We start from the raw sequence: 25532 nt of genomic DNA, 5'->3' as shown, positions 1-25532 counted from the left end.
CCCCCCCCCCCCCCCCCCCCCCCAACCTTCCTCGCAAGCCCCGCCGCCACAACGCGAACACCCATGAGGTGCCGGGTGTTCAAGAAACGGGGGAAGGTTTCGTGAAAAAACGCATCGCCCTGACTTTTGCTTTGCTCACCACCTTCTGCGTGGCGGCGCTTTTTCTCTCTGCTTGCGGCAAGGAGGCCGCGCCGCCAGCGCCGAAATATGCCGAGGGGCCTGCGGTCGAGGCGCGAGTCTATCGCCTGGCGATCCACCCCCTGCACAACCCGAAAAGGCTGGTCGAAGCCTATCAGCCCCTGATCGACCATCTCAAGCGGCAGATCGAGGGCACACTATTCGTTCTGGAGGCCTCACGCGACTATGCCGAATACGAGCGCAAGTTCCGGGCGAGGACACCAGAGCTTTTGCTGCCCAACCCCTGGCAGACCTTAGAAGCGATAAAGGTGGGCTATGGGGTGATTGCTATGGCAGGCGAGCCTGGCGACTTCAAGGGCATTTTTGTAGTGCGCCGCGACAGCGGCATTAGCAAACCCGCCGACCTCAAGGGCAAGGCACTGGCCTACCCCTCGCCCACGGCGCTGGCCGCCTGCATCATGCCGCAATGGTTCCTGCACCAACGCGGCGTGAACGTGAACCGCGATATCGAGAACCGCTACGTGGGCTCGCAGGAATCGGCCATCATGAATGCCTACCTGGGGCAGGTGGCGGTCGGGGTCACTTGGCCGCCGCCTTGGCGTCTGTTCCAGAAAGACCACCCGCAGGAGGCGGCTCAACTGATGGTCGTGTGGGAAACGCCGCCGCTCATCAATAATTCTTTCATGGTGCGCGACGACTTGCCGCCCAAGTTGCGTGCGCGGCTGCGTTCGGTGCTGCTGACGCTGCACGACAGCGAGCAGGGCCGCCGCATCCTCGCCGGCATGGAGACCGCGCGCTTCCTGCCCGCCACGGACGCCGACTACGCCGTGGTGCGCGAGTTTGTGGCGCGCTTCGAAGCCCAAGTGCGGCCAGTAGAGCAACGATGAGATTGCGCGAATTCTTTTTCGGCAGCCTGCGCCGCCAGTTGATCTTCGGCGTGGCCGCCGTGCACGCGGTGATGATGAGCCTGTTCGTCTGGGACCTGACCGAGCGGCAGCGGGACATGCTGCTCGATCGCCAGGCCGAGCAGGCGCTGGCGCTGGCCCAGACCCTGGCGACTTCGGCGGCGGGCTGGCTGGCCGCCCGCGACATCTCCGGCCTGCAGGAGCTTGCCGAGGCGCAGCGCCGCTATCCTCAGTTGGCGTTCGCCATGCTGCTGGACCGGGAGGGACAAGTGCTGGCCCATACCGAGCGTGCCCGGCAGGGCCAGTACGTGCGGGATCTCCCGCAAGAGGCAAAGCTCACAGTGCTGGCGCGCGGCTCGGCACTGGTGGACGCTATTGCCCCGGCTATGCTCGCCGGCCATGCGGTGGGCTGGGCGCGGGTGGGCCTCGGCCAGCAGGAGGCGCAAGAGAAGCTCGAAGCGATCACCCGCAACGGCGTCCTCTATGCTCTGGCGGCCATCGCCATCGGGTCCATCCTGGCTTTGTTCATGGGCAACCGGCTGACCAGAAAGCTCTACGCCGTGCGCCGGGTGTCGGAGACGGTGCGGGCCGGCCGGCCGGAGGCGCGCGTTCCCGATCTGGGCGACGACGAGGCCGGCCAACTCGCGCGCGACTTCAACGCCATGCTGAATGCGCTGTCCTCCTCCGAGAAGCGCTTCGCCAACATCGTCAACCTGGCGGCCGACGCCATCATCAGCGTGGACGAGGACCAGCGCATTCTCATCTTCAACCAGGGCGCGGAACGGATCTTCGGTTACACGGCCGCGGAGGTTGTGGGTCAACCGTTGGACAGCCTGCTGCCCGCGCACCTCGCCGAGGCGCATCGCGCACATGTCCGCCGCTTCGCCACCGAGCCGGAATCGGCCCGCGAGATGAGCCGGCGACCCGAGGTTCACGGCCGGCGCAAGGACGGAACCGAGTTTCCCGCCAAGGCGAACATCTCCAAGGTGAAGCAAAACGGCAACATCCAGTTTACGGTGTTTCTGCGCGACATCACCGAGCGCAAGCGCGCCGAGGAGGAAATCCGCCAACTCAACGCTAATCTGGAGCGGCGCGTGCTTGAGCGCACCGCCGAGTTGCAGGCCGCCAACCAGGAGCTGGAGGCGTTCAGTTACTCGGTGTCGCACGACCTGCGCGCGCCGCTGCGCTCCATCGACGGCTTCAGCCAGGCGGTGCTTGAAGACTACGCGGACCGGCTGGATGAACCGGGCCGGGAGCATCTCAACCGGGTGCGCGCCGCCACCCAGCACATGGGGCACCTCATCGACGACCTGATCAAGCTGGCGCGCGTGGCGCGTGCCGAGATGCATCGCGAGACCGTGGATCTCAGCGCGCTCGCCGGCGACGTGCTCGCGGAATTGCAGAAGAACGAACCGGAGCGCCGGGTGGAATACCGTGTCGATCCTGGCCTGACCGCCGAGGGCGATGCCCGCCTGCTGCGCGTGGTGCTGGACAACCTGCTCGGCAACGCTTGGAAGTTCACAGGCAAAACAGCGAACGCCGAGATCGAGTTCGGCGCACTGCGCGGCACCGACGGCGCACCGGGCTATTTCGTGCGTGACAACGGCGCCGGTTTCGACATGACCTACGCCGACAAGCTGTTCGGCACGTTCCAGCGTCTGCACGCGCTGAGCGAGTTTCCCGGCACCGGCGTCGGGCTCGCCACCGTACAGCGCATCGTCCATCGCCATGGCGGCCGGGTCTGGGCCGAGGGCGCGGTAGGAAAAGGCGCAACGTTTTATTTCACCCTGTAACCGGACCCGATCCCGGTTGGACTATGTATACATAATAAGGAGAGAAACGTGAGCGACAAAACGATACTGCTGGTGGAAGACAACCCCAACGACGAGGAACTGACCCTGCGGGCCTTGAAGAAAAACAACATCCTCAATGAGGTGACGGTCGTGCGCGATGGCGCGGAGGCGCTCGATTATTTGTTTTGCCATGGCGCCTACGCCGGGCGCGATGCGAGCCAGTCGCCCGCCGTGACCCTGCTGGACCTGAAGCTGCCGAAGGTCGAAGGCCTGGAAGTGCTCAAGCGCCTGCGCGCCGACGAGCGCACCCGGCTGCTGCCGGTGGTGATCCTGACTTCCTCGAAGGAGGAGCAGGATATGGTCAACGGCTACCGCCTGGGCGCGAACAGCTACATCCGCAAGCCGGTGGACTTCACGAAATTCATGGAAGCCGTGCGCCAGCTCGGGCTCTACTGGCTGGTGCTGAACGAGCCACCGCCGAAAAAGTGATACTCCATTGGCCACCCCGCTGCGCATCCTGATCGTCGAGGACTCGGAGGCCGACGCCGAGCTGCTGTTGCGCGAGCTGCGGCGCGGCGGCTACGCGCCCGAGTTCGAACGGGTGGAGACGCCCGAGGGACTGGCTGCCGCGCTGGCCCGGCAATCCTGGGACCTGATCGTCTCCGACCATGCCATGCCGCGCTTCAACGGCCTGCAAGCGCTGAAGCTCGCCCAGGAAAAGGGGCTCGACATCCCGTTCATCATCGTCTCCGGCACCATCGGCGAGGACGTCGCGGTCGCGGCCATGAAGGCCGGGGCCCACGACTATCTGATGAAAGGCCACACCGCGCGCCTGCTGCCCGCCATCGCGCGCGAGCTGCGCGAGGCGCGCATGCGGCAGGAACGCCGCCAGGCGGAACAGACCATCCATCGCCTCGCCTACACCGACCCCGTCACCAACCTGCCGAACCGCGTCCGGTTCCGCGAACAGGTGCAACAAGCCATCGAGGCGGCGAGGAAAAATCGCCATCCGCTGGCACTGCTGCACATGAACCTCGAACACTTCCGGGAGGTCAACGACACGCTCGGCCACCACCGCGGCGACAGCCTGTTGAAACAAGTCGGCACGCGGTTGCACGGCGTGCTGTTCGCGCCCGATATCGTCGCGCGCCTCGGAGGCGACGAGTTCGGCATCCTGCTGCCGCGGCTGGCGGCAACCGGCGACATGCAACACGTCATCAAGAAGCTCCAAGACAGCCTGGCAGCGCCGTTCATGATCGACGGGATTCCGATCGCCGTCGAGGCCAGCATCGGCGTGGCGACCATGCCCGAGCACGCCGACGACGCGGACACGCTGCTGCAACGGGCAGACATCGCCATGTACCGCGCCAAACAGATGGCAAGCGGTTATGTCATCTACGCGCCGGAATACGATCGTCACAGCCCCGAGCGGCTCGGGCTCATGGCAGAGTTGCGCGACGCGATCGAATACAATCAGCTCCTGCTCCATTTCCAGCCGAAGGTGGAGATCAAAACCGGCCGCATCGTCGGCACCGAGGCGCTGGTACGCTGGCAACACCCGCGCCGCGGCTTGCTCATGCCCGATAAATTTATCGTGGCTGCGGAGCACACCGGGCTCATCAGCCCGCTGACCCGTTGGGTGCTAACCGACGCGCTGGGCCACTGCCAGGGCGCACGCCGCCAGGGCATTCAACTGCGGGTGAGCGTGAACCTCTCGGCGCGTTCGCTGCACGACCCGCACCTGCCGGAAATAATCGAGGAAGCGCTCAAGGCAACCAGCGCCGAACCGGGCCAGTTGACGCTGGAAATCACCGAGAGCGCCATCGTTCTCGACCCGAAACGCGCCGAGGAGACCCTTGTGGCGCTAAGCCGCATGGGCACATGGCTCTCCATTGACGACTTCGGTACCGGCTATACCTCGCTCGCCAGCATCAAGCACTTGCCCATCAACGAGATCAAGATCGATAAATCATTCGTCATGGGAATGCTTGCGAATAAAAGCGACGCAATGATCGTGCGCACGGTGGTCGAGCTCGGTCATAACCTGGGTCTCACCGTCGTCGCGGAAGGCGTGGAAACGAAGGAGACGTTCGACGCGCTTGCCGCCCTCGGCTGTGACGAGGCCCAAGGCTACTTCATATGCCGGCCACAAACCTGCGAGGCGCTGAAAAGCTGGTTCCCGACGTCGCCCTGGAAAATCGGGCCTGTCGATTAAGGGATCGCCGATGCCCCTCACCCCACTGCACGTCCTGATCGTCGAGGACTCGGAGACCGACACCGAGCTGCTGCTGCGCGAGTTGCGCCGCGCCGGCTACGACCCGGTCTGCGAGCGGGTGGAAACGGCCGATGCCATGAGTGCCGCGCTCGACGGCCAGGACTGGGACATCGTTATTTCCGACTTCACGATGCCGCGGTTCAACGGCATGGAGGCGCTACGGCTCGTGCAGCAACTCAAGCCCGACATACCGTTCATCATCGTCTCCGGCACCATCGGCGAGGACCGCGCGGTCGCGGCCATGAAGGCCGGGGCGCACGATTACATCATGAAAGGCAACCTCGCGCGCCTGGTTCCGGCCATTGAACGCGAACTCAAGGAGGCCGCGGTGCGGCACGAATACCGGCGGGCGCAAGAGCGGATCCAGCATCTCGCCTTTTACGACCCGCTCACGGATCTGCCGAACCGGACCTTGTTCACCGAGCGTTTGCAGCAGGCCGTGCTCACCGGGCGCCGCAAGAAACACTGTTTCGCGTTGATGGTCATGGATCTGGACCACTTCAAGGATATCAACGATACCCTCGGTCATCATGCCGGCGATCAGGTATTACAGCAGGCAGCGGCGCGCGTCAAATCATGCGCGCGCGCGTCCGACACGGTAGCGCGCAAAATCCTGGCGGCGTTCTCAAGGCCGCTCCAGATCGGCGACCGAAACTTCGACATCGGCGCCAGTCTCGGCATCGCCCTGTTTCCCGAACACGGCAACGAAACCGATAGTCTGATGTGCGCCGCGGACGCCGCGATGTACGAGGCCAAACACACGCAGAGCGGTTTTAAAGTTTACAGCCCCGACCTGGGCCAGAAATCCGGGGTCACCTGATCTGTACGGGGGCCTGTGCCGCGCCATCGCCGGCTCGGCTCAATCCAGCACGTGCGACACCAGCCCGTCGGCCAGCTTGGGTTCGAACCAGGTGGACTTGGGCGGCATGACTTCACCGGCATCGGCGACGCTCATGAGGTCTGCCATCGAGGTGGGATAAAGCGAAAACGCGCAAGCCATTTCGCCTGAGTCCACGCGCCGTTCGAGTTCTTTCAGGCCGCGAATGCCACCAACAAAATCGATGCGCTTGTCACGGCGCGGGTCGTCGATTCCCAGCACCGGCGTGATGAGATTGTCCTGCAGCAGGCTCACGTCCAGTCGTCGCACCGGATCATCTGCGGGGATGCGATCTGGCTTAATGTTCAATCGGTACCACTGGCCCTTCATATACAGGCCGAACTCACCGGTGCGGCCGGGTTTTACCATCGATGATTCCGGCATTAAGGTAAAAGCCGTTTCAATACGTTTCAGAAAACTCTCACGCGACAGACCGTTCAGATCCTTGACCACGCGGTTGTAATCCAGGATCTGCATCTGGTTGTCGGGGAATATCACGGCGAGAAAATAATTGAACGATTCATTGCCGGTGAATTGCGGATTTTTCACGCGTCGTGACGCCGCCACGCGCGAGGCCGCCGCCGAGCGGTGGTGGCCGTCGGCGATATAAAGACGGTCCATGGAATCGAACAGGCCCGTGATGGCATCGATCTGATGGGGATCACGCATGGCCCACAACGTATGTTGCACGCCATCGTCGGCGGCGATGTCCACGTCGGCTGTACCGAGCGTTAGCTTGTCGATGATCGTATCTACGGCGGATGATTGGCGGTACGTCAAAAACACCGGACCGGTCTGGGCGTTCAGCGCCTCGATTTGCCGCACACGGTCGTCTTCCTTGTCCGGGCGCGTGAATTCGTGTTTGCGGATGCGATTGGCGTCGTAGGCGTGAATCGAAGCCGCCGCCACGATCCCGGTCTGTTGGTGCGCACCCATCACGAGGCGGTAAACATAGTAACAAGGCTCCGGGTCACGCCCGAGCACGCCCTCTTTGAGAATCTTTGCGAAATTTTCCTTGCCTTTGGCGTATACGGCCGCGCTGTACGGGTCGGTGCCCACGGGCAGATCGATCTCGGGCTTGGAGACGTGCAAAAAACTCCAGGGCTTGTCCTTGGCGCGTATGCGCGCTTCCTCCGAATTAAGCACGTCGTAAGGTGGCGCGATGACATCTCCGGCGCGACGGGGCGCCGGGCGCAGGCCGGTGAAAGGACGAATCAGGGACATTTCAGCTCCGGGCAGACAAAAACAGGCGCACATTCAAAACCACTTGCCGGCGAAGGTCAAACCGGGTTTCGGTATGTAGGGGCGCGATTTATCGCGCCCTGTTCAATTCCACCTCACCGGGCGCAATGAATTGTGCCCCTACGCGCTTGGCGCGACGCAATTGCTACGCTAGCATACGCGGCGTTTTGACCAGGACATGATAAAAACCCGATGGCCGACACCTGCCGCAACTACCTCCCTGCTGAATGGGCGCCCCAAAGCGGCGTCATGCTCACCTGGCCGCATGTGCACGGCGACTGGGCCAAACGCCTGAAACAGGTCGAGCCGGTATTCGTTGAGATCGCACGGCAGGTGACGCGGCGCGAAAACGTATTGATCTCCTGCTACGACCGGGAGCACCGCGAATATGTCGGCAAGCTGTTGTCCGAGTCCGGCGTGGACATGGGGCGGGTCATTCTGCGGACCGTGCCCTCCAACGACACCTGGGCACGCGACCATGGACCCATGACCGTTTTATGCACGTATGAAGCCCTGTTGCTCGACTTTGGATTCAACGGCTGGGGCGGAAAATACGGCTTTGAGCTCGATAACCAGATCAACCGCAAGCTTTACACCATGGACGTATTCAAAAAAACACCCATGCAGACGGTCGAGATGATACTCGAGGGCGGCTCCATCGAGGTTGACGGCTCCGGGACCTTGCTCACCACCGCCCGTTGCCTGCTTGCACCCACGCGCAACCCGAATATGACGCTGACGCAATTGGAACAGCACCTGAAAGAACTACTCGGAATCAATCGCATTCTCTGGCTGCATCACGGTTATCTCGCTGGTGACGATACCGACAGCCACGTCGACACGCTCGCCCGGTTTTGCGACAGCCACACCATTGCTTATGTCCGCTGCGATGATCCGCAAGACGAACATTTCGCAGAGCTGAAGGCGATGGAGGACGAGCTGAAAGTGTTTCGTGCCGCAGACGGCCAGCCCTACCGCCTCGTGCCACTGCCCTGGCCAAGCGCGAAATTCGACGAGGATGGCAACCGCCTGCCGGCCACCTATGCCAATTTTCTCATCATCAACGGGGCCGTGCTGGTACCCACCTATGAAGACCCGGCTGATGACGATGCGCTGACACAACTGAAAGGGTGTTTCCCGGACCGCGAAGTGGTCGCTATCAACTGCCTGCCGCTCATTTACCAGTTTGGCAGCCTGCACTGCGTGACGATGCAGTTGCCGGAGGGGGTGCTTTAGAACCAGTCGCCGGTCCAAACAAAAACGGGAAGACCGTATTAGGCCTTCCCGTTTTTGAATACACGAACTGTAATCTTTGGTTTTTTCTATTTCTTGCCTTTGGCTTTGCCCCCGCTCTTGGCTTCGATGCTGGTCGCGGTCATCCTGTACTCGACCGTCACCTTGTCACCCACTTTGACATCGCCCATTAGCTTGGTGCCGGCATCGCGTGCCAATTCCCAGTTATCCTTGCCTTTCTTCACGACAATCTTGGAATCAGTCACTTCCACCACCGGGCCGGTAACTTGGTAGGCCATGGCCAGCGGACTGATCAGTAACAAGCTTGCAAGAAGAATCAGTTTGCGTTTCATGAAACAACTCCTTTTGTTGCAAGAAGGAAGCGCACGATAGGGAATGGCCGCCATCGGTGTCAAGCATTGAACAAAAATCACGCGGGAACATGCTAACATTGGCGACATGAATGCATCGCTCAAGATCGGCCTCGTGCAACAAACCTGTTCCGAGGACCGGAACAAAAATCTCGCCACCTCGATTGCCGGGATTCGTGAGGCGGCCGCGCGCGGCGCCAGGCTGGTGTTGTTGCAGGAGCTGCACACCGGGGTTTACTTCTGCCAAACGGAAGACACCAAGCGCTTCGATCAGGCCGAAGCGATCCCGGGCCCGACCACGCAGGATCTGGGCAAGATCGCGAAGGAATTGGGCGTCGTTATCGTCGGCTCGTTGTTCGAGCGCCGTGCCCCCGGCGTGCATCACAACACCGCGGTGGTGCTGGAGGCGGATGGCAGCCTGAAGGGTCAATACCGAAAAATGCACATCCCGAACGATCCCGGGTACTGCGAAAAGTTTTATTTCACGCCGGGTGATCAGGGTTTCGTGCCGATCAGCACCTCGGTGGGCATGCTCGGTGTGCTGGTGTGCTGGGATCAGTGGTACCCGGAAGCCGCGCGGCTAATGGCCATGCACGGCGCGGACATCCTGCTCTACCCTACTGCTATCGGCTGGGACCCGCGCGACGATGAAGCCGAGAAAAGCCGCCAGCGCGAGGCCTGGATAACCATCCAGCGTGCGCATGCCATCGCCAACGGCCTGCCTGTCGTCACCTGCAACCGCGTGGGGCACGAACCGGACCCTTCAGGCCGCACGTCAGGAATTCAATTCTGGGGTTCGAGTTTTATTACCGGGCCGCAGGGAGAATATTTCGCGCAGGCCGCAAGCGACAAGCCCGAGGTCCTGGTGGCGGAAATCAGCCGTAAACAATCCGAAGACGTGCGCCGTATCTGGCCCTTCTTTCGTGACCGGCGCATAGACGCCTATCAGGATCTGCTCCAGCGCTACGGCAAATAATCCCGCTGCGATTCGCATCCGCAGCCTTTCCCACATTCATCCATGGCCAAACCCATCCTGCTCCATTCCGCCGCTGAGCTGCTGGAACGCATTCTCAGCGAAAAAATACCCGCCGACCGGCAGATGGAGGGTTATTTCCGAACGCACAAGAATATGGGCGTGCGCGATCGCGGCTTCGTGGCGGAGACGGTTTACGGCTGTCTGCGCGAGAAACGCTGGCTGGAGCACATTGCCGGTAACTCTCTGCTGCTGGATGTGGTGGCGGCATACCTGCTGACACACGACTACAGCGCCCGCGCACTTGAAGAAACGGGATTCCGGGGCGATGCGCGCGGGATGGTGGAGCGTGCGCGCACGCTCGACAAAACCACGCTGCCATTTGCCATTCAAGCGAACATGCCGGACTGGCTGGCGGAACTATTGCGTGCGCAATACGGCGATGCGGAAACGCTGGCGTTATCGCAGGCGCTGAATCAGCCCGCGCCATTGGACATGCGCGTTAACACGATCAAGGCCAAACGCGATGAGGTCCAGACGCGGCTCACGCAAGAAGGGTTTTCGTGCGAGGTTACGCCCTACTCGCCTTCCGGTCTGCGACGCCGTGAGCGCGCGCCGATTTTCAAGACGCTTTGTTTTAAGGAGGGATTATTCGAGGTACAGGACGAAGGCAGTCAGTTGCTGGCGCTGATGCTGGAGCCGAAACGGCAGGAAATGGTCGTGGATTTCTGCGCCGGCGCCGGCGGAAAAACGCTGTACTTGGGGGCGCTCATGGCCAACTCCGGCACGGTGTATGCCTTCGACGTACTGGCCAAGCGGCTGGACCGGCTCAAGCCACGGCTGCGGCGCGCCGGACTGAACAACGTCCGCATGGTCACGATAAGCCATGAACGCGATGCGCGTGTGCAACGTCTGAAGGGGAAAATTGACCGCGTACTGGTAGACGCGCCCTGCTCGGGTACCGGCACGATGCGACGCAATCCCGACATTAAATGGCGCAACATCAACCTGGCAGAGCTGACGGACACCCAGCAGCGCATCCTGGCCGCCGCGGCCGAGCTGCTCAAGCCCGGAGGGAGGCTGGTATATGCGACATGCAGTTTGCTGAAAGAAGAAAACGATGACATCGTGGAAAAATTCCTGTCAGAACACCCGGACTTTCGCATGATCCCGGTAAACGAGATACTGGAGCGACGGCACGTGCCGCTGACGATGGAGGACGACGTCCTGCGGCTGTACCCGCACCGCCATCACACCGACGGATTCTATGCCGTCGCGCTGGAGCGGACATCGGGATAACGTCGGGAGCTGGGGCTCCGGCCCCGATTCCGGCGTCGCGCACACCCTCCGCCGCGCGCACTCAGTCTGTCTGTGCCTGCTCCTTATCCAGCACCTGTACAAACGCCAAAACGATCCGCGGATCAAGCTGGGTCCCGGCGGATTCTGTAAACTGCGCTTTGGCCACAGCGGCCGGCTTGGCCTTATGCCCGATCCATTCGCCTATCATCGCGGCATAGGTGTCCGCGGCCGTCAGTACCCGCGCCAGATAGGGAATGGCCTCACCCTTGAGCCCGTCGGGATAGCCGCCGCCGTCATAACGCTCATGATGATGACGGACAACCGGCGCGAGGTGACACAAGGCGGGCACCTGCTCCAGGAATCCGGCAGCGGTGGCGGGGTGCTGCCGGATCAGCGCCCAGTCCTCGGTGGTTAGCGCGCCCCGCTTGTTCAGGACCTCGTCGGATATGGTGATCATGCCGATCTCATGCAACTGCGCCGCGAGGCGCAACGTTTCACGATCCTCCCGGTTAAGCGTGAGCACATCCGCCAGCCGCATCGCCGTATCGACAACCAGCGCCATGTGTTCGTGAAGAAACGCCGCCTTGGCGGACACAGCCGTAACAATGGGCTGAATATTCTCCAGGCCCTGTTTGAGCAACATTACGATTTCATCCGGATTCTGCTCCAGTCTTGACTTGAGAATTTCACGGTACAGACACACGCGGTTCTTGCCCTCGCGCTTGGCGGTATACAAAGCCTGGTCGGCGTGCTCGACCAGGCTTTCCGCCGAGTCCCCGCAACGCGGGAAACAGGCAATGCCAATGCTGACCGTCATACTGATCGTGCGACCGCCCTCCAGGCGGGTCGTCGCACCCTCGACAGACTGCCGGAGGCGTTCAGCCACGCGCCTCGCGGCATTGAAATCCGTTCCTGGGAGAATGACGGTGAACTCCTCTCCGCCGTAGCGGGCGGCGACGTCAACCTGCCACAACTGGCCCGAAAGTGTGCGGCCCAAAGTCTGGAGCATCTTGTCGCCGGCAGCATGCCCATAGGTGTCATTGATGCGCTTGAAATCATCAATATCGAGCAGCAACAGCGAAAGGGGCTTTTCATCCCTTATGGCATACTGGATTTCCTCGGCCAGCCGCTGATCGAAAAACCGGCGGTTGCGCAGATCGGTGAGCTTGTCGGTGACGGCGAGGTCCTGCGTCTGCTCCTGTAACTGCGCGTTCTCGATTGCGCCGGCGGCAAGGTGGGCGAAGGTGTTCAGAGTTTCGATTTCATCCGGCAAAAAGAAATCGCGGTCCTTGCGGTAGAAATAAATCACGCCCAGCCGGCTGGCGTGGCTCGTGAGCGGCAGGCAGGTGAACGACTGGATGCCTTCCTCGTGCGTCAGCCGGGAAAGTTTGTGTTTTGTCTCGGGCCGGTCGTTGCTGAGGATGTAAGTACCGACCGAAGTAGTAGTAGTAGTAGTAGTAGTAAAAGCCTCATGGGCCAGGCCACCGGGGCGGAAAGACATGTTCTTAACAAAATGGTCCGACAGACCTTGCGTGACCCATTCTTTAAAGCGGCTCGTCTTCTGATCGAAAAAAGCGATGCAGGCGGCCTGCGCGCCGGTCAACTGCATGCCGCGGTTCATGATTTCATCCAGCAACTCACGCAATGACAATTTTGAGGTGAGATAAATGGCAATCTCGTTCAGGGCAACGATACGCGAGGTCTTTGCACCGATGGCCTCCGCCATACGGTTGAAGGTGCCGGCCAGCTCGCCGATTTCGTCGCGCGAGGAAATCACGACACGCCTGTCATAGGCGCCGGCGGCGATGGAACGTGTTGCCTCCGTCAGCTGCCGCAGCGGCAGAGTCACGACATAGCGGGCCATGGCAAAACCGACCGCGCCGAGGAGCAGGGTCAATCCAAGAATAACGGCCTGAAAAATGGCGAGTTCGCGAGCATCCTCGGCGGCATCCAGCTCCATCAGGCTCATGACCTCCTCCAGATGTCTCACGTGCCCGGGAACCTGGGCCTCGAAACGGGCCAAGGTTGCCAACGCCGCTTGAGGGTTTGACGGATCGAGCGCCAGCAACAGCGGTTTCAGCTCCCCGTCCCAGTGAGCGCGCACGGCGGTAACGGCTTCCCGGAATTTTTCGTACTTCGCCGACTTACCGGCCAGCGCATCAAGGCGGTCGGACTCGGCGTCGTAGTCGGCAAGAATGCCATCCACGATCTTGCGCCCCTCACTCGGCCAGGAATGGTATTCCAGAGCCTCGTGCGTAAGAAACAACAGATGATACATGCGCATGCGCTGACGGCCGGCCTCGTTGATGGCCGTGCCCTCCTCGCCGACATGCAGGATACCGAATATGCCGATGCCGAGCTGGAGCGCCTGCAACGCCAGAAACCCGGCGAGCAGGATGATGAACTTCCGCGTCAGTGTCTTGCCCAGCCAGTTCATGCGATGCGAACGGGAATGTCTTCTCTCAAGTGTAGTAAAACGCCCACGGCACGCCAGCGTGGAACGCGCCGGGCGCCATGCACAAAAACAAGGCCCCGCACGGTGGCGGGGCCGGAAATTGCAAATGCTGTTTCCTGTCGGTATTTCAGCGGGGGAGAACGCGCGTGGTCTGCTTGCCCTTCGGTCCCTGAGCGTGCTCAAACTCGACCTGCTGCCCCTCGTTCAGACTCTTGTAACCGTCTCCTTCGATGGTGGAAAAATGCACAAACACATCCTCACTGCCGTCGCTCGGGGTGATAAAACCATAACCCTTCGCGTTATTGAACCACTTCACGGTACCGGTTTGCATACATCCCCCTTTATTATTTGGAACTAAAACCACCCGCCCTGCGGTGGGGCTGGTGTAAAAACATCCTACGTCAACTCCCCGGGCAAAACAATTCAGCCGGAAGACGCTTGAGCAAACGCTAATATTCCTCGCGGCGGTGTGATCGCTCGCGCTTCAGGGCGGCACGTCGCTTCTTGGCGTCCAGCCGGCGTTCTTTCATTCCCCGGCTGATGCGGGTGGCCTTGCGCGGCTTGCGTACGCGGTTTAGTGCGCGCAATTTCAGTGCAAGACGCTCGAAGGCGATGGCGCGATTGCGGATCTGGGAGCGGTTCTCCGTGGCCGTCACCACCACCCCCGAAGGTGCATGGGTCAGGCGTATCGCCGATTCGGTACGGTTTACGTGCTGCCCGCCTGGGCCGGAGGCACGATAGGTATCCACGCGCACCTCGCGTTCCAGGGTGGCGCGGTCCAGGGCGTAGGGCGGGGATTTGACGGCTTTCAGGCTCATGCGGAGTTGAGGCTCATTGTAAACATATCTTTCACGGTTAAATTGTTAAAATACCCAGCCTTGAGCCGTATTGAATAATAAAGGAAAAGTCGCATGATCGTTATCCTCAAACCCAATCTGGGAGAAAAAACTCCGGAATACCGGCAGATTCTCGATTTTCTGGCGCACAAACCGAACATCAAAACACGCGTCCACCAGGAAATCGGCACGCTGCAAACGCTCACGGAAATTTATCTCATCGGCGACACCGCCTCGCTCGACAAAACCGAGATCGAAAGTCTGCCAGGCGTGGAGCGCGTGGTGCGCATCTCGGAAGAATACCGCATCCTGGGACGGCACAAAGACGACGGCCGCCAGACCGGCTTTGAGTACAACGGCGTTAAATTCAGCCAGGACAATCTCAACGTCTTCGCCGGTCTCTGTGCCGTGGATAATCCGACTCATGTCGAGATGATGCTGAAGGCATTGCGCGATAACGGCCAGGTATGCACGCGCATGGGCGCGTACAAGCCGCGCACCAATCCCTATTCCTTCCAGGGCCATGGCAAGGAGTGCCTGCCGTGGGTGTTCGAGCTCGCTGGAAAATACGGCATCAAGGTGATCGCCATGGAGATCACCCACGACTCACATCTGATCGAAATCCAGGAGGCATTGCACAAGACCGGCAAACCTACCGGCGTGATGATTCAGATCGGCACGCGCAACACCCAGAATTTTGAACTGCTGAAAATCGTCGGACGCCAGCGCGAGTTGCCGGTGCTGCTCAAGCGCGGCTTCGGCATCACCCTGGAGGAATCGCTGAACGCCGCCGAATACCTGGCCAGCGAAGGCAACCGGAATATTGTCTTCGGCCTGCGCGGCATGAAGACCAACATGGGCGATCCGCACCGCAACTTCGTCGACTTCGCGCACGTGCCGGTGATCAAGCGCCTGACGCGCATGCCGGTGTGCATCGATCCCTCGCATTCGGTGGGCACGCGCGACCGCGCGCCCGATGGCATGCTCGATATTTCGCATGTCACCGCGCAGGGCGTGATCGCCGGCGCCAACATGATTCTGGTGGATTTCCATCCGGTGCCGACCAAGGCCCTGGTCGACGGCCCGCAGGCGTTGCTGCTGGAAGAGTTGCCCTACTTTCTGGAAGACGTGGCGATTGCGCGCGAGGCCTACGAAAAACGCCGCGCCCTAGTCGGGAGATTCTTGATAAAAAAGTGACGCGCTATTTCGTCACGTCGTAAATCGCATCCACGATGGTGCGCGTTTTCTTTTCAACAAGAATGACGTCGCGGCCAGTTATCCAGCGCACATGGGTGGTCGGTAATGACGATAGTTTCCGTTCCAGCACGGGCGGCAGGGGTTCCACCTTGACGTCCGCCAGAAGGTTGCCGCCCCTGATCAAAGGCATCGACCCTGGAGCGGTATTCGCGACGGGGGATTTCCGGTAGTAATCCTTGATCAGCGCACGATCGCTGGGGATGAGCCGAATCTCGACAGCTTTGTCGGCAGCTTTGCCGTCATCCTTGATGACTACCCGGCCGGAGGTGGCGGTATACGAGGCGCAACCACCGAGCAAGATTCCCGCCAGCACGAACCAAAGATATTTCTTCATGGCAAAAAGTCCTTTGAGTCTGGATAAACGCAGGTCCGGATAAATCGCCCAGCTCAACACAGGGATTTATTTTTTCTTCGAATAATGCCGCAGGGTCTTGCCGACGTAAATCTGGCGCGGACGATCGATGCCGTGGGATTCGCCCTGCAGCTCGAGCCAGTGGCTGGCCCAGCCGGCCGTACGCGCCAGCGCGAACACGGCGGTGAACATGGTCATGGGGAAGCCCATGGCGCGCAGCAAGATGCCGGAGTAGAAATCCACGTTCGGGTACAGCTTGCGCTCGATGAAGTATTCGTCCTTGAGCGCGATCTCCTCCAGCCGCATGGCAATTTCCAGCAGCGGGTCGTCCTTGCCGAGATGCGCCAAAACCTTTTTCGCCTGCTTCTGAATGACCAGCGAGCGCGGATCGAAATTCTTGTAGATACGGTGGCCGAAACCCATGAGGCGGAAGGGATCGCTCTTGTCCTTGGCGCGGTCGATGGTCTTCGGGATGTTCTCCACGCTGCCGATCTCCATCAGCATCTTGAGCACGGCCTCGTTGGCGCCGCCGTGCGCCGGGCCCCAAAGCGAGGCAATGCCGGCGGCGATGCAGGCGAAAGGATTGGCGCCGCTGGAGGCGGCCAGCCGCACCGTGGAGGTTGAGGCATTCTGTTCGTGGTCAGCGTGCAGGATCAGGATAACGTCGAGCGCGCGCGCTAAGACTGGATCGACGACGTAGTCCCGGTTCGGCGCGCCGAACATCATTTGCAGGAAATTCGAGGCGTAGTCGAGCGTGTTGTTCGGATAGCGTTGCGGGCGGCCGATTGAATAAGTGTAGCTGGCCGCAGCCAGCATCGGCATTTTGGCAACGAGCCGGATGGCCGCCAGTTCACGGTCATCGGCGTCGCGCATGTTCATGACATCGTGATAAAACGCCGACAGCGCGCCGACCACACCGACCATAACTGCCATGGGGTGGGCGTCACGGCGGAAACCACGGTAAAACGAGAGCACCTGCTCATGCAGCAGGTTGTAGCTGCCAATCGCGTCGTCAAATTTTTTGCGTTGCGTGGCGTTGGGTAATTCGCCATGCATCAACAGATAGGCCACTTCGATGAATTCGCTGTGTTCGGCCAGCTCCTCGATCGGGTACCCGCGATAAAGCAACACACCCTTGTCGCCGTCCACGAAAGTAATGCTGCTCTTGCAGGCGGCGGTGGAGCGGAACCCGGGATCGTAGGCCAGCAGGCCGTTTCGGGAGTACAAAGACTGGATGTCCACCGCGCTGGGTCCGAGCGTGCCGTCCAGCACGGGCAGACTGTTATCGTTGTTTTCTTCCGAGATTACCGCATTAACGTATTTGGTCGCCATTGTGTGTGTCCGTCGTGACCGCCAAAACTTAAGGATTGACCATACCATAAGGACTGTCCAGTGCTGAAATATCAGGGCCGCTCATGGACCCATTGAAGCACCGCCTCCTGCACCGCCTCGCCGGCAGCGGTGTCGGCCCGAGCCTGATTATGCAGGCAGACAACCACCACACGCCGGCCAGCGCGGTCCAGCACGTAACCCGCCACGCTGCGTACATCGTTCAGGCTGCCGGTTTTGAGATGCATTTGTCCCTCGAGCGCCCCACTGTTGAAGCGCCGGCGCAAGGTCCCATCCATGGCTGCGAGGGGTAGCGAGGAAATGAATTCCGGCATGTACGGACTGCGCCAACCGGCCAATAATACTTGTCCCAGATGGCGCGCGGAGATCGTCTCTTCGCGTGAAAGCCCCGCCCCGTTCTCCAGCACCAGTTCCGGAAAAATGAGATTACGGCGCTTAAGCCACTCGCTTACCGCCTGAATACCCTTATCCGTCGTACCGGGCGTTCCGGCCTTTTCGGCTCCCAGCGTCAGCAACAGCTGACGCGCCATGACATTGTTGCTGTACTTGTTAATGGAGCGAACGATGTCCGCCAGCGGCGGCGAATAAGAGGTGTGGAACAACGTGGCCTCGGCCGGGACCGTAGCCTCACGCACATCGCCCGCAAAACGCCCGCCCAGTTCCGTCCACAGCAAGCGGAACAGGCCGAGAATATACGGCGCGGGCTCGGACACCACGCGGAACAGCTCGTTGTTGCCGCAGCCGGCGTCATAGGTGCCGCTGAAAACCACGCGCGTGCGGTCCTTTTCATGGCGCACCTTCATGCCAAGCCGGTGCGCCCAACCGCGGCACACCGCATCGGCCAGCACCACGCGATTCTCCAGCTCGACATTCGCCGGCAGCGGATCGGCAATAATCTGAACACGTTGGACTGACAACTGCGGGATAAAGCGGAAATTCACCGCCTGAAAATTGACCAGCAAGGCATTCGGCAGGACATTGTAGGCGCGCAGCGGTTGGTTATCGAAATCGGCGGCATCGCCCGCTTCACGCGCAAAGTGGCTCTGGTCAAGCACCAGATTGCCATCGATGGTTTCCAGGCCCGCCGCGCGCAGCGCACGCAGCAGGCGCCAGAAATGCTCGATCACCAGATAGGGGTCGCCGTAACCCTTAATATAAAGATCGCCCGCCAGGCGCCCGTCACGCACGGGTTGCGTGACATAGGCCTCGGTCTTCCAGCGCCAGGCCGGGGTAAGTTCCTCCAGCGCCGCCAGCGTGGTGAGCAGCTTGATGGTCGAGGCGGGAAAGCGAGGCTGATTGGCCGCAATGGACAATACCGGCTCGTCCTGACCGATTTCTTGCACATAGAGACTCAGGCCGCGCGTCGGGAAGCCATGGCGCTTCAGCGCCGCCGCCACCGGCTCGGGAAGCCTGTCGGCCTCTGCCCAGACAGCGGAAACCGGTCCAAGCCCGCACAAGCCCAGCGCCACAAGCATGGCGAATTTCCACCGCATCATCTGTTTCATTTCATCCGCCCTCTTTCCACCAGTTCGCGATGACCTCGCCCACCCGGGGGTTGACGAGGTAGCCATAGGAACGATGCGCGTTCAGTCCCCGCTCATTGCGAAAATAATTGAAGAGTCCGCCATTCACATCGGTGATCGACTCCACCACGCCCAGCTTCAGCATGGCCTTGAAATCATCGCGCACCGTGGGATCCGGGGCCGTGAGGTCGCCCTGCGCGGTCATGTTGGTCCAGTGCCGGATATTTTGGGGATAACGCTGCGTCCCCTTTTCACGCACGCCCAGCAGGCGCTGCTGCGTGAAGCGCATACCCAAGGGGCTGCCCAGCGAGAGCAGGTCGATCCGGCCGGGGTTTTTCTCGATGTGCGTCAATTCCCACAGGCTGTCGTAGGCGATCACGGAACCCATGCTGTGGCCAATAATAAGGATACGATCTCCCGCCTCCAGCATTTTACGCAGTGGCACCTTGAGCAACTCACGTACCTGCTGGCCGATGCCTCCGTCGTTGCTGAAGTAACGCGCGGTTTCCCGGATCGTAGCCCTCACGACCGGGTCCGGCAGCAACGGAATGAGAAAATGAAACAGATCCGCCACCGTATAAAGCACCCAGGCGAAGCGACGGCGAACCGATAGCGCCTCCTGCACATCTTCCTGGGTCGGGCCAACCTGCTTCAGCAACGCCTCGATCCACGGCAGATCCTCGTCCAGCGGCTTGTAGCTTTGATAGTAGAGCGGATTCCACGAGATGCACTGGAAGCTGTCGGGTTTGCGTTCGATCTCCAGCGCCACAGCGGGGTCGGCGCGCTCGACACCCCGGAGCAGGCTGCGCACCAACTGACGCCGGTGCTCTTCCGCGGGCGGCTTGGGATTTTTCCCCGGGACGAAAATAATTCGATTAGTCATGCTCTGGAACTATATGTGCTTAACCGCCAAGACGCCAAGGACGCCAATGAAATTCAGGATTTTAACCCTGGGATTCGTTAGACTTTCTGAATTCTTGGCGTCTTGGCGACTTGGCGGTGAAAAATAAATATCAAATCCTCATCCTCGGCCACGGCGAAATGGGCCGGGCTATGGAATACCTCCTGCAACAGCGCCACACGCTCACGGTCTGGCAGCGTCGCTCCCAACCAGGCAGCCTTGCCGTCGAACTGGAATCCATCGCCGGACAACAGGACATCATTATCTTCTGTCTGCCGGCCAATCCCCATTTCGAGCTGGCCACCCGGCTGCGGCCCCGTCTGCGCCCGGACACGTTCTGCGTCAGTATCGCCAAGGGGCTCGACGACGAGGGACGCACGGCGGCGCGGGCACTTACCCAAGCGCTGGGTCCGGAAGCCCCAATTGCCGTGCTTTACGGACCGATGATTTCGGAGGAAATCCGCGCCGGACGTCCGGCCTTCGCCCAAGCCGGCGCCGCACGGGCTGAAATCTTTGCTCGCCTGCGCGATGTCTTTGCCGGTACCTCGCTTTACCTCGAACACAGCGCCGACACCGAGGGCATTTCCTGGTCGGCCGTGCTCAAGAACGTTTACGCCATCCTGTTCGGCGTGGCAGACGAGCTGGGCCTGGGTGACAACATGCGGGGCTATCTTGCCACGGCGGCCATGCACGAGCTGGAGCGCATCGTCACCGGTCTGGGCGGTTCGGCGGGCGCGGCGCACGGACTCGCCGGCCTTGGCGACCTGATTACCACGGCCACCAGCAAGGGCTCCCACCATCACGAGCTGGGTCGTCGGCTGGTTCGTGGCCAAACCGGCGCGCTTGAAGGCGAAGGCGTGCACACCCTGAAGATGGTGCGTGCCCACCGGTTGTTCGGCTCCCGCCACCACGCCCTGTTCGATCTCATTGGCCAGCTGCTGGACAAACCCGCCGCGACGCGGGAACGCATGAAAAACTTTCTTGAGCAACTGGAATGAAGATAAATTTTTCCGGAAACTTTTCTTTCAAACGACTGTGAATTAAGGTTAGAATGCCCGTCCAGTCATGACACTTCCTATCACGATCCAGCGGAATTGCCTAAACTGAACCCGCCACAGAAAGCGGCCGTGCAGTACGTCAATGGCCCCCTGCTGGTGCTGGCGGGCGCGGGCAGCGGCAAGACCTCCGTCATTACCCGTAAAATCTCCTGGCTTATCCGCGACTACGGCATTGCCCCGCGCCATATCGTCGCCATCACCTTCACCAACAGGGCCGCACGCGAAATGAAATCGCGCGTGTCCGATCTGATGAACGGCGAATACAGCAAGGAACTGCTCATCTCGACCTTCCATACCTTCGGCCTGAAAATCCTGCGCGAGCACCTGAGCGATATCGGTTACCGGCCGGGCTTCTCGCTGTACGACGGCGAAGACAGCCAGGCACTGCTCAGCAAGCTACTGCGCGGACAATACACCGGCAAGATTAACCCTGCCGAGGCCGTACGGCACCAGATCTCGTTATGGAAAAACAACCTGGTGTCGCCAGCGGAAGCGCCACTCACGGCCGGGGGCGAAACCATCCAGGACGTGGCAGCGCGGATCTACGGCGAATACGAACGCCACCTCCAGGCGTACAACGCCATGGATCTCGACGACCTCATCCTCAAGCCGGTGCGGCTCCTCCAGGAGCACCCGGAACTACTGGCGGAATGGCGCCAGCGCGTGCGTTACCTGCTGGTGGACGAATTCCAGGACACAAATTTATGCCAGTACCAGCTCGTCAAACTACTGGCCGGCGATCGCGGTGCGCTCACCGTGGTGGGCGATGACGACCAGTCCATCTATGCCTGGCGCGGCGCACATCCGGAGAACCTGAAACAGCTGCAACAGGATTTCCCGCTACTTAAGGTAATCAAGCTCGAGCAGAACTACCGTTCGAGCGGGCGGATTCTCAAGGCCGCCAATGCCCTGATTGCGAATAACTCCCATCTCTTCGAGAAATCGCTGTGGTGCGACCGCGATTACGGCGAGTCGCTGCGCGTGCTGCGGGCACGCGGCGAGGAGCACGAGGCCGAGCGCGTTATTTCCGAATTGCTGAATCACAAATTCAAGAACAACACGGATTTCAGGGATTACGCCATCCTGTTCCGGGAGAACAATCAGTCGCGCGTGCTCGAGCGCGTGTTGCGCGAGCGGCGCATTCCGCATTTTCAGAGCGGCGGGACGTCATTCTTCGACAAGACCGAGATCAAGGACGTCATGGCCTATCTGCGCCTGCTATGCAACCCGGGCGATGACAATGCCTTCCTGCGCGTGATCAACACGCCGCGGCGCGAAATCGTTCCGGCCACACTGGAGCTGCTCTCCGCGCATGCCGCCGAACTGAACACGAGCCTGTTGCAAGCGTCCATGGATCCCGGCATCGACACGAAACTTACCGCACGTCAGGAAACAACGTTGCGCGGTTTCACGCACTGGCTGATGGAAATGATCACCAAGTCGGAAGATGATGAGCCGGGCAAACTCGTGTGCGACATGCTGACCGACCTGCATTATGAAGATTGGCTCAAGGACATCTGCAACGATCAAAAGATCGCACAACGCCGCATGGAAAACGTGCTGGAACTGGTGGGCTGGATCCAGCGTCTCGCGCGCCAGGAAGAGGACTTGACGCTCAGCGACCTGGTCGCGCGGCTGACGCTCTCGGGCATCCTGGATAAAGGCGATCAGGAAAATCCCGGCGATCTGGTTTCGCTCATGACCGTGCACGCCGCCAAGGGCCTGGAATTTCCGCATGTTTTCATCGTCGGCATGGAAGAAGGCCTGATGCCGCAACATCAGAACAAGTCGGAGGCCGGCGTGGAAGAAGAACGCCGTCTCGCCTACGTGGCCATGACGCGCGCGCGCCAAACGCTGACATTCTCCTTTGTCGACCGGCGCAAGCGCGGCGGCGAGGTCATCATCTGCGAATCCAGCCGTTTCCTCAGGGAATTACCATCGGATGACCTCAAGTGGGAGGAGCCGGACCGGGAGCCTGATGCTCAGGCTATGCTCGGCCGCGCCGACATCCATGTCGCCAACCTGCGGAACATGCTGGGTAATAGTTAAGAATTTCAACCACGGGGAGCACGGGGAAAACCAGGCTGGGATGAAGGCATGATCCTATTCATTTCTCCCCGTGGACCCCGTGGTTCATGATTTTTGTATTTGTTCTGACACAGTCTCTAAGCTACGACCGTTCCCGGGGCGCCAGCCCGGCGGTAGAAAACCCCTGCTTTATCCGTTATCCTAGTTTCCATTAGAACTACAGGACGGTTCAATATCATGAAAACGGGGCAGGATATTGAGCGAGCTTTTCCATTCATGAAAAAAACAACTAGCAAACGAAGGAAAGAAAGGGCTCAGCAGCGGGAACTGGCGCAGGATTTCTCTGGGCTGAACCTGACGCCTGACGGCTTTCACACGTTCTACACCAAGTTCATCAGCTTGCGCTTTCCGATGAAGATCGCGAACGTGCTGGAACTGCGTTACCTGATCAACCACACCGCCGACCGCTACAAGGAACCGGCTGCCACGCCGAATTACCGCCAGTTCCGCGAAAGCCTCCAATCGGCGCTGGATTCATTCGGCATCGAGAACCGGCGTCATAGCGAGCGCATGCTCAAAACGCTGAGCATGTTCCGCGACATCCATTACGCGCACTCCATCGCTTCACGCAATGCCGAGCGGCGACTGCGCGAGGCCATGGAACGCAATCGCGACGAGTACGCCAAGGCCGTGCGCTATGGTTTGTTCTTCATTTTCGCCGGCGTCAGCTTCATCGTCATGTGGCTTGCGATGGCAAACCCGTCCCTGATCGTCAAACTGCTGCCGGTGGCCTACGCCTGGCTCGCGCTGCGCTATTTTCACAAGCTGCCGGCGCTGGAAAAGGAACATGAAAAACTGACGCTAGAAGTCAACGACGTCCTGCGTCGCCGCGTCAACTCACTCAACTGGAAAACCCTCATCCACAAGATCGCCCTCGTCCTCGGCTACAAACGAGTACCGGGAGTGGAGGTGTTTGATCCGGATGTGGATCACGATCAGATTAATCGGTCGGCTTATCATTGATATCTCTCCTCTCCCCTTGCGGGAGAGGATTAAGGAGAGGGGTAAATAAAAAGCCGCCGAAAGGCGGCTTTTTCCCTTTCGTCATTCCGGTGAAAACCGGAATCCAGGCCTTGAATGGTATCGCGCGCAAAGCGCGCGATACCCTACCCCCTCGGATGATGCTGCTCGTGCAATGTCTTCAATCTCGCCTGTGCGACGTGGGTGTAAATCTGCGTGGTGGAAAGGTCGGCGTGGCCGAGGAGCATCTGTACCACGCGTAAATCGGCGCCGTGGTTGAGCAGATGCGTGGCAAAAGCGTGGCGCAGGGTGTGGGGTGACAGTCTTTTGGGTTCAATGCCGGCCTTGCGGGTGTGGTTTTTGAGGTTATGCCAGTAGGCCTGGCGGGTCATGGGGCCGCCGCGGGTGGTGGTGAACAGCGCATCGGTCGAGCGGCTGCGCACCAGCTTGGGACGACCTTCGGCGAGATAGCGGCTGATCCACGAGATGGCTTCTTCGCCCAGCGGCACCAGCCGTTCCTTGTCGCCCTTGCCGATGACGCGCACCACGCCCTGCGTCAGGCTCACCTGCGACAGCGTCAGGCCCACCAGCTCCGACACGCGCAGGCCGGTGGCATAGAGCGTTTCCAGCATGGCGCGGTCGCGCAGGCCGAGAGGCTTCGCGACATCCGGCGATTCCAGCAGTTTTTCCACCTGCTCTTCAGACAGCGATTTCGGCAAGGGCCGGCCGAGCTTGGGCGAGTCGATCAGCGCCGTAGGGTCGGTTTTGATTTTTTCTTCACGCACCAGATGACCGTAAAACCGGCGCAGGCTGGACAGCAATCGCGCAGCCGTACGTGCACTTTTTTTGCTGACGCATTGGGAAAGATACTCCTGCAGATCGGCGCGCGAGGCCGATGCCAGCGCCGTGCCGCGTTTGGTAAACCAGCGATCCAGTCCTTCCAGATCACGCCGGTAGGCTTCGAGCGTGTTCGCGCTCAGCCCATCCTGCAACCACAGAGCGTCGCAAAAACGTTCGATGAGGTCCTTATTCCCTGCGCTCATGCTCCAGCAGCCAATGCTTCAGATTCAACGGGGAACCCGAGCGCTTGCCCATGAAACCGCCGACGGTCGCTCTCAGCTTCCTGCTTCCCGCGACACTTGTACTTCCCTGTACATCGCCGTAACCCGCTGCGACGACGCGATGACACGGAACGATGATGGGGACAGGGTTGGCACGGCAGGCATTGCCCACGGCACGTGCCGAGGTATCGAGTTTCTTCGCCAGCACGCCGTAACTGAGCGTCTGGCCCACGGGAATGCGCTGCAACGCGCGCCACACGCGCTGCTGGAACGCCGTCCCCGACAGCTTCAACGGAAGGCGAAAGGAAAGACGGGGATTGATGAAATAGGATCGGATCTGGCGACAAGCCCGGCGCGCCATGTTCGTGCGCGGGGCCTGCAAGGCGGCGGACATGCCGAGAAAGTTCACGTCCACCAGCGCGTCGTCCTGCACCACGATCCCGACCCGGCCGATGGGCGTGGCCACAACCGCGTCGTAGTCCCTGGCTTTGGATGTTCTCCCGTTCCGCATGGATTCATTATCCACGGGCACAGCGATCAGTGCCACCACGGTTTCTTCAGACCCCGTAGCGCGCGTCGAGCACC

General features: G+C 60.5%; 23 protein-coding genes. 12 read left to right on the top strand and 11 right to left on the bottom strand.

Annotated features, from left to right (window positions below):
- The first annotated feature begins 101 nt into the window (after positions 1–101).
- From NUV55_RS09705 to NUV55_RS09685, 5 genes are read left to right on the top strand one after another with little or no spacing between them, the layout of a single operon-like run.
- Positions 102–1025: a phosphate/phosphite/phosphonate ABC transporter substrate-binding protein gene (locus NUV55_RS09705; RefSeq protein WP_296672457.1), complete on the top strand. Its 924-nt coding sequence runs from the start codon at positions 102–104 to the stop codon at positions 1023–1025.
- Entirely contained in the window at positions 1022–2836 is a 1815-nt protein-coding gene (locus NUV55_RS09700) for a PAS domain S-box protein (RefSeq protein ID WP_296672454.1), read from the top strand. Before NUV55_RS09705 ends, NUV55_RS09700 begins: the two co-directional genes overlap by 4 nt.
- 48 nt (positions 2837–2884) lie before the next feature.
- A complete protein-coding gene (locus tag NUV55_RS09695) occupies positions 2885–3325 on the top strand; it encodes a response regulator (RefSeq protein WP_296672452.1) in 441 nt (146 codons plus the stop codon).
- Between the two features lie 7 nt (positions 3326–3332).
- On the top strand, positions 3333–5051 hold the full coding sequence (locus tag NUV55_RS09690) for a GGDEF domain-containing response regulator (RefSeq protein ID WP_296672451.1): 1719 nt from the start codon (positions 3333–3335) through the stop codon (positions 5049–5051).
- Between the two features lie 10 nt (positions 5052–5061).
- On the top strand, positions 5062–5931 hold the full coding sequence (locus NUV55_RS09685; RefSeq protein WP_296672450.1) for a diguanylate cyclase: 870 nt from the start codon (positions 5062–5064) through the stop codon (positions 5929–5931).
- A 39-nt stretch (positions 5932–5970) separates the two neighbouring features.
- Here the strand turns inward: NUV55_RS09685 and NUV55_RS09680 are convergent, their stop codons facing one another.
- Positions 5971–7212 carry a DUF1015 family protein gene (locus NUV55_RS09680; RefSeq protein WP_296672448.1) on the bottom strand — a complete coding sequence of 414 codons (1242 nt, stop codon included), beginning with the start codon at positions 7210–7212 and terminating at the stop codon, positions 5971–5973.
- 210 nt (positions 7213–7422) lie between these two features.
- Here NUV55_RS09680 and NUV55_RS09675 point away from each other — a divergent pair, with 210 nt between their 5' ends.
- Positions 7423–8466, top strand: coding sequence for an agmatine/peptidylarginine deiminase (locus NUV55_RS09675; protein ID WP_296672447.1), 1044 nt, complete (start codon positions 7423–7425; stop codon positions 8464–8466).
- Between the two features lie 86 nt (positions 8467–8552).
- Here the strand turns inward: NUV55_RS09675 and NUV55_RS09670 are convergent, their stop codons facing one another.
- Complete coding sequence (locus NUV55_RS09670; protein ID WP_296672445.1) at positions 8553–8816, bottom strand: hypothetical protein; 264 nt, start codon at positions 8814–8816, stop codon at positions 8553–8555.
- 106 nt (positions 8817–8922) lie between these two features.
- Here NUV55_RS09670 and NUV55_RS09665 point away from each other — a divergent pair, with 106 nt between their 5' ends.
- Together NUV55_RS09665 and NUV55_RS09660 are read left to right on the top strand one after the other, a co-directional pair.
- Positions 8923–9810: a carbon-nitrogen hydrolase gene (locus tag NUV55_RS09665; protein WP_296672444.1), complete on the top strand. Its 888-nt coding sequence runs from the start codon at positions 8923–8925 to the stop codon at positions 9808–9810.
- 42 nt (positions 9811–9852) lie between these two features.
- Positions 9853–11106, top strand: coding sequence for an RsmB/NOP family class I SAM-dependent RNA methyltransferase (locus tag NUV55_RS09660; protein WP_296672442.1), 1254 nt, complete (start codon positions 9853–9855; stop codon positions 11104–11106).
- Positions 11107–11167: 61 nt separating this feature from the next.
- On the opposite strand, the gene NUV55_RS09655 is transcribed toward NUV55_RS09660, so the two are convergent.
- From NUV55_RS09655 to NUV55_RS09645, 3 genes are all read right to left on the bottom strand, one after another.
- Positions 11168–13543, bottom strand: coding sequence for a diguanylate cyclase (locus NUV55_RS09655; protein ID WP_296672440.1), 2376 nt, complete (start codon positions 13541–13543; stop codon positions 11168–11170).
- 145 nt (positions 13544–13688) lie between these two features.
- Complete coding sequence (locus NUV55_RS09650; RefSeq protein ID WP_296672438.1) at positions 13689–13892, bottom strand: cold-shock protein; 204 nt, start codon at positions 13890–13892, stop codon at positions 13689–13691.
- Positions 13893–14010: 118 nt separating this feature from the next.
- On the bottom strand, positions 14011–14379 hold the full coding sequence (locus NUV55_RS09645) for a peptide chain release factor-like protein (RefSeq protein ID WP_367280394.1): 369 nt from the start codon (positions 14377–14379) through the stop codon (positions 14011–14013).
- A gap of 93 nt (positions 14380–14472) precedes the next feature.
- On the opposite strand from NUV55_RS09645, the gene NUV55_RS09640 reads away from it, so the two are divergent.
- On the top strand, positions 14473–15594 hold the full coding sequence (locus NUV55_RS09640; protein ID WP_296672437.1) for a hypothetical protein: 1122 nt from the start codon (positions 14473–14475) through the stop codon (positions 15592–15594).
- Positions 15595–15598: 4 nt separating this feature from the next.
- On the opposite strand, the gene NUV55_RS09635 is transcribed toward NUV55_RS09640, so the two are convergent.
- From NUV55_RS09635 to NUV55_RS09620, 4 genes are all read right to left on the bottom strand, one after another.
- Positions 15599–15988 (bottom strand): hypothetical protein, encoded by a 390-nt coding sequence (locus NUV55_RS09635; RefSeq protein ID WP_296672436.1) that lies wholly within the window; start codon positions 15986–15988, stop codon positions 15599–15601.
- A 66-nt stretch (positions 15989–16054) separates the two neighbouring features.
- Entirely contained in the window at positions 16055–17338 is a 1284-nt protein-coding gene (locus NUV55_RS09630) for a citrate synthase (protein ID WP_296672432.1), read from the bottom strand.
- A 71-nt stretch (positions 17339–17409) separates the two neighbouring features.
- Positions 17410–18861: a D-alanyl-D-alanine carboxypeptidase/D-alanyl-D-alanine-endopeptidase gene (dacB, locus tag NUV55_RS09625; RefSeq protein WP_296672430.1), complete on the bottom strand. Its 1452-nt coding sequence runs from the start codon at positions 18859–18861 to the stop codon at positions 17410–17412.
- A gap of 1 nt (position 18862) precedes the next feature.
- Positions 18863–19762 carry a hypothetical protein gene (locus tag NUV55_RS09620; protein ID WP_296672428.1) on the bottom strand — a complete coding sequence of 300 codons (900 nt, stop codon included), beginning with the start codon at positions 19760–19762 and terminating at the stop codon, positions 18863–18865.
- Positions 19763–19878: 116 nt separating this feature from the next.
- Here NUV55_RS09620 and NUV55_RS09615 point away from each other — a divergent pair, with 116 nt between their 5' ends.
- The 3 genes from NUV55_RS09615 (at position 19879) to NUV55_RS09605 (ending at position 23889) form a co-directional block, all read left to right on the top strand.
- Positions 19879–20778, top strand: coding sequence for a hypothetical protein (locus NUV55_RS09615; RefSeq protein WP_296672426.1), 900 nt, complete (start codon positions 19879–19881; stop codon positions 20776–20778).
- A 96-nt stretch (positions 20779–20874) separates the two neighbouring features.
- Positions 20875–22887 (top strand): UvrD-helicase domain-containing protein, encoded by a 2013-nt coding sequence (locus tag NUV55_RS09610; protein WP_296672424.1) that lies wholly within the window; start codon positions 20875–20877, stop codon positions 22885–22887.
- Between the two features lie 255 nt (positions 22888–23142).
- Positions 23143–23889, top strand: coding sequence for a hypothetical protein (locus tag NUV55_RS09605; RefSeq protein ID WP_296672422.1), 747 nt, complete (start codon positions 23143–23145; stop codon positions 23887–23889).
- 143 nt (positions 23890–24032) lie between these two features.
- Here the strand turns inward: NUV55_RS09605 and xerD are convergent, their stop codons facing one another.
- Both xerD and NUV55_RS09595 read right to left on the bottom strand, forming a co-directional pair.
- Positions 24033–24929, bottom strand: coding sequence for a site-specific tyrosine recombinase XerD (gene xerD, locus NUV55_RS09600; protein WP_296672421.1), 897 nt, complete (start codon positions 24927–24929; stop codon positions 24033–24035).
- Complete coding sequence (locus tag NUV55_RS09595; RefSeq protein ID WP_296672419.1) at positions 24913–25494, bottom strand: methylated-DNA--[protein]-cysteine S-methyltransferase; 582 nt, start codon at positions 25492–25494, stop codon at positions 24913–24915. Before NUV55_RS09595 ends, xerD begins: the two co-directional genes overlap by 17 nt.
- Positions 25495–25532 lie beyond the last annotated feature (38 nt).

Source organism: Sulfuricaulis sp., from assembly GCF_024653915.1.
Taxonomy (GTDB): domain Bacteria; phylum Pseudomonadota; class Gammaproteobacteria; order Acidiferrobacterales; family Sulfurifustaceae; genus Sulfuricaulis.
The sequence above is the reverse complement of the archived record's forward strand: the minus strand, read 5'-3'. Positions and strand labels throughout refer to the sequence as shown.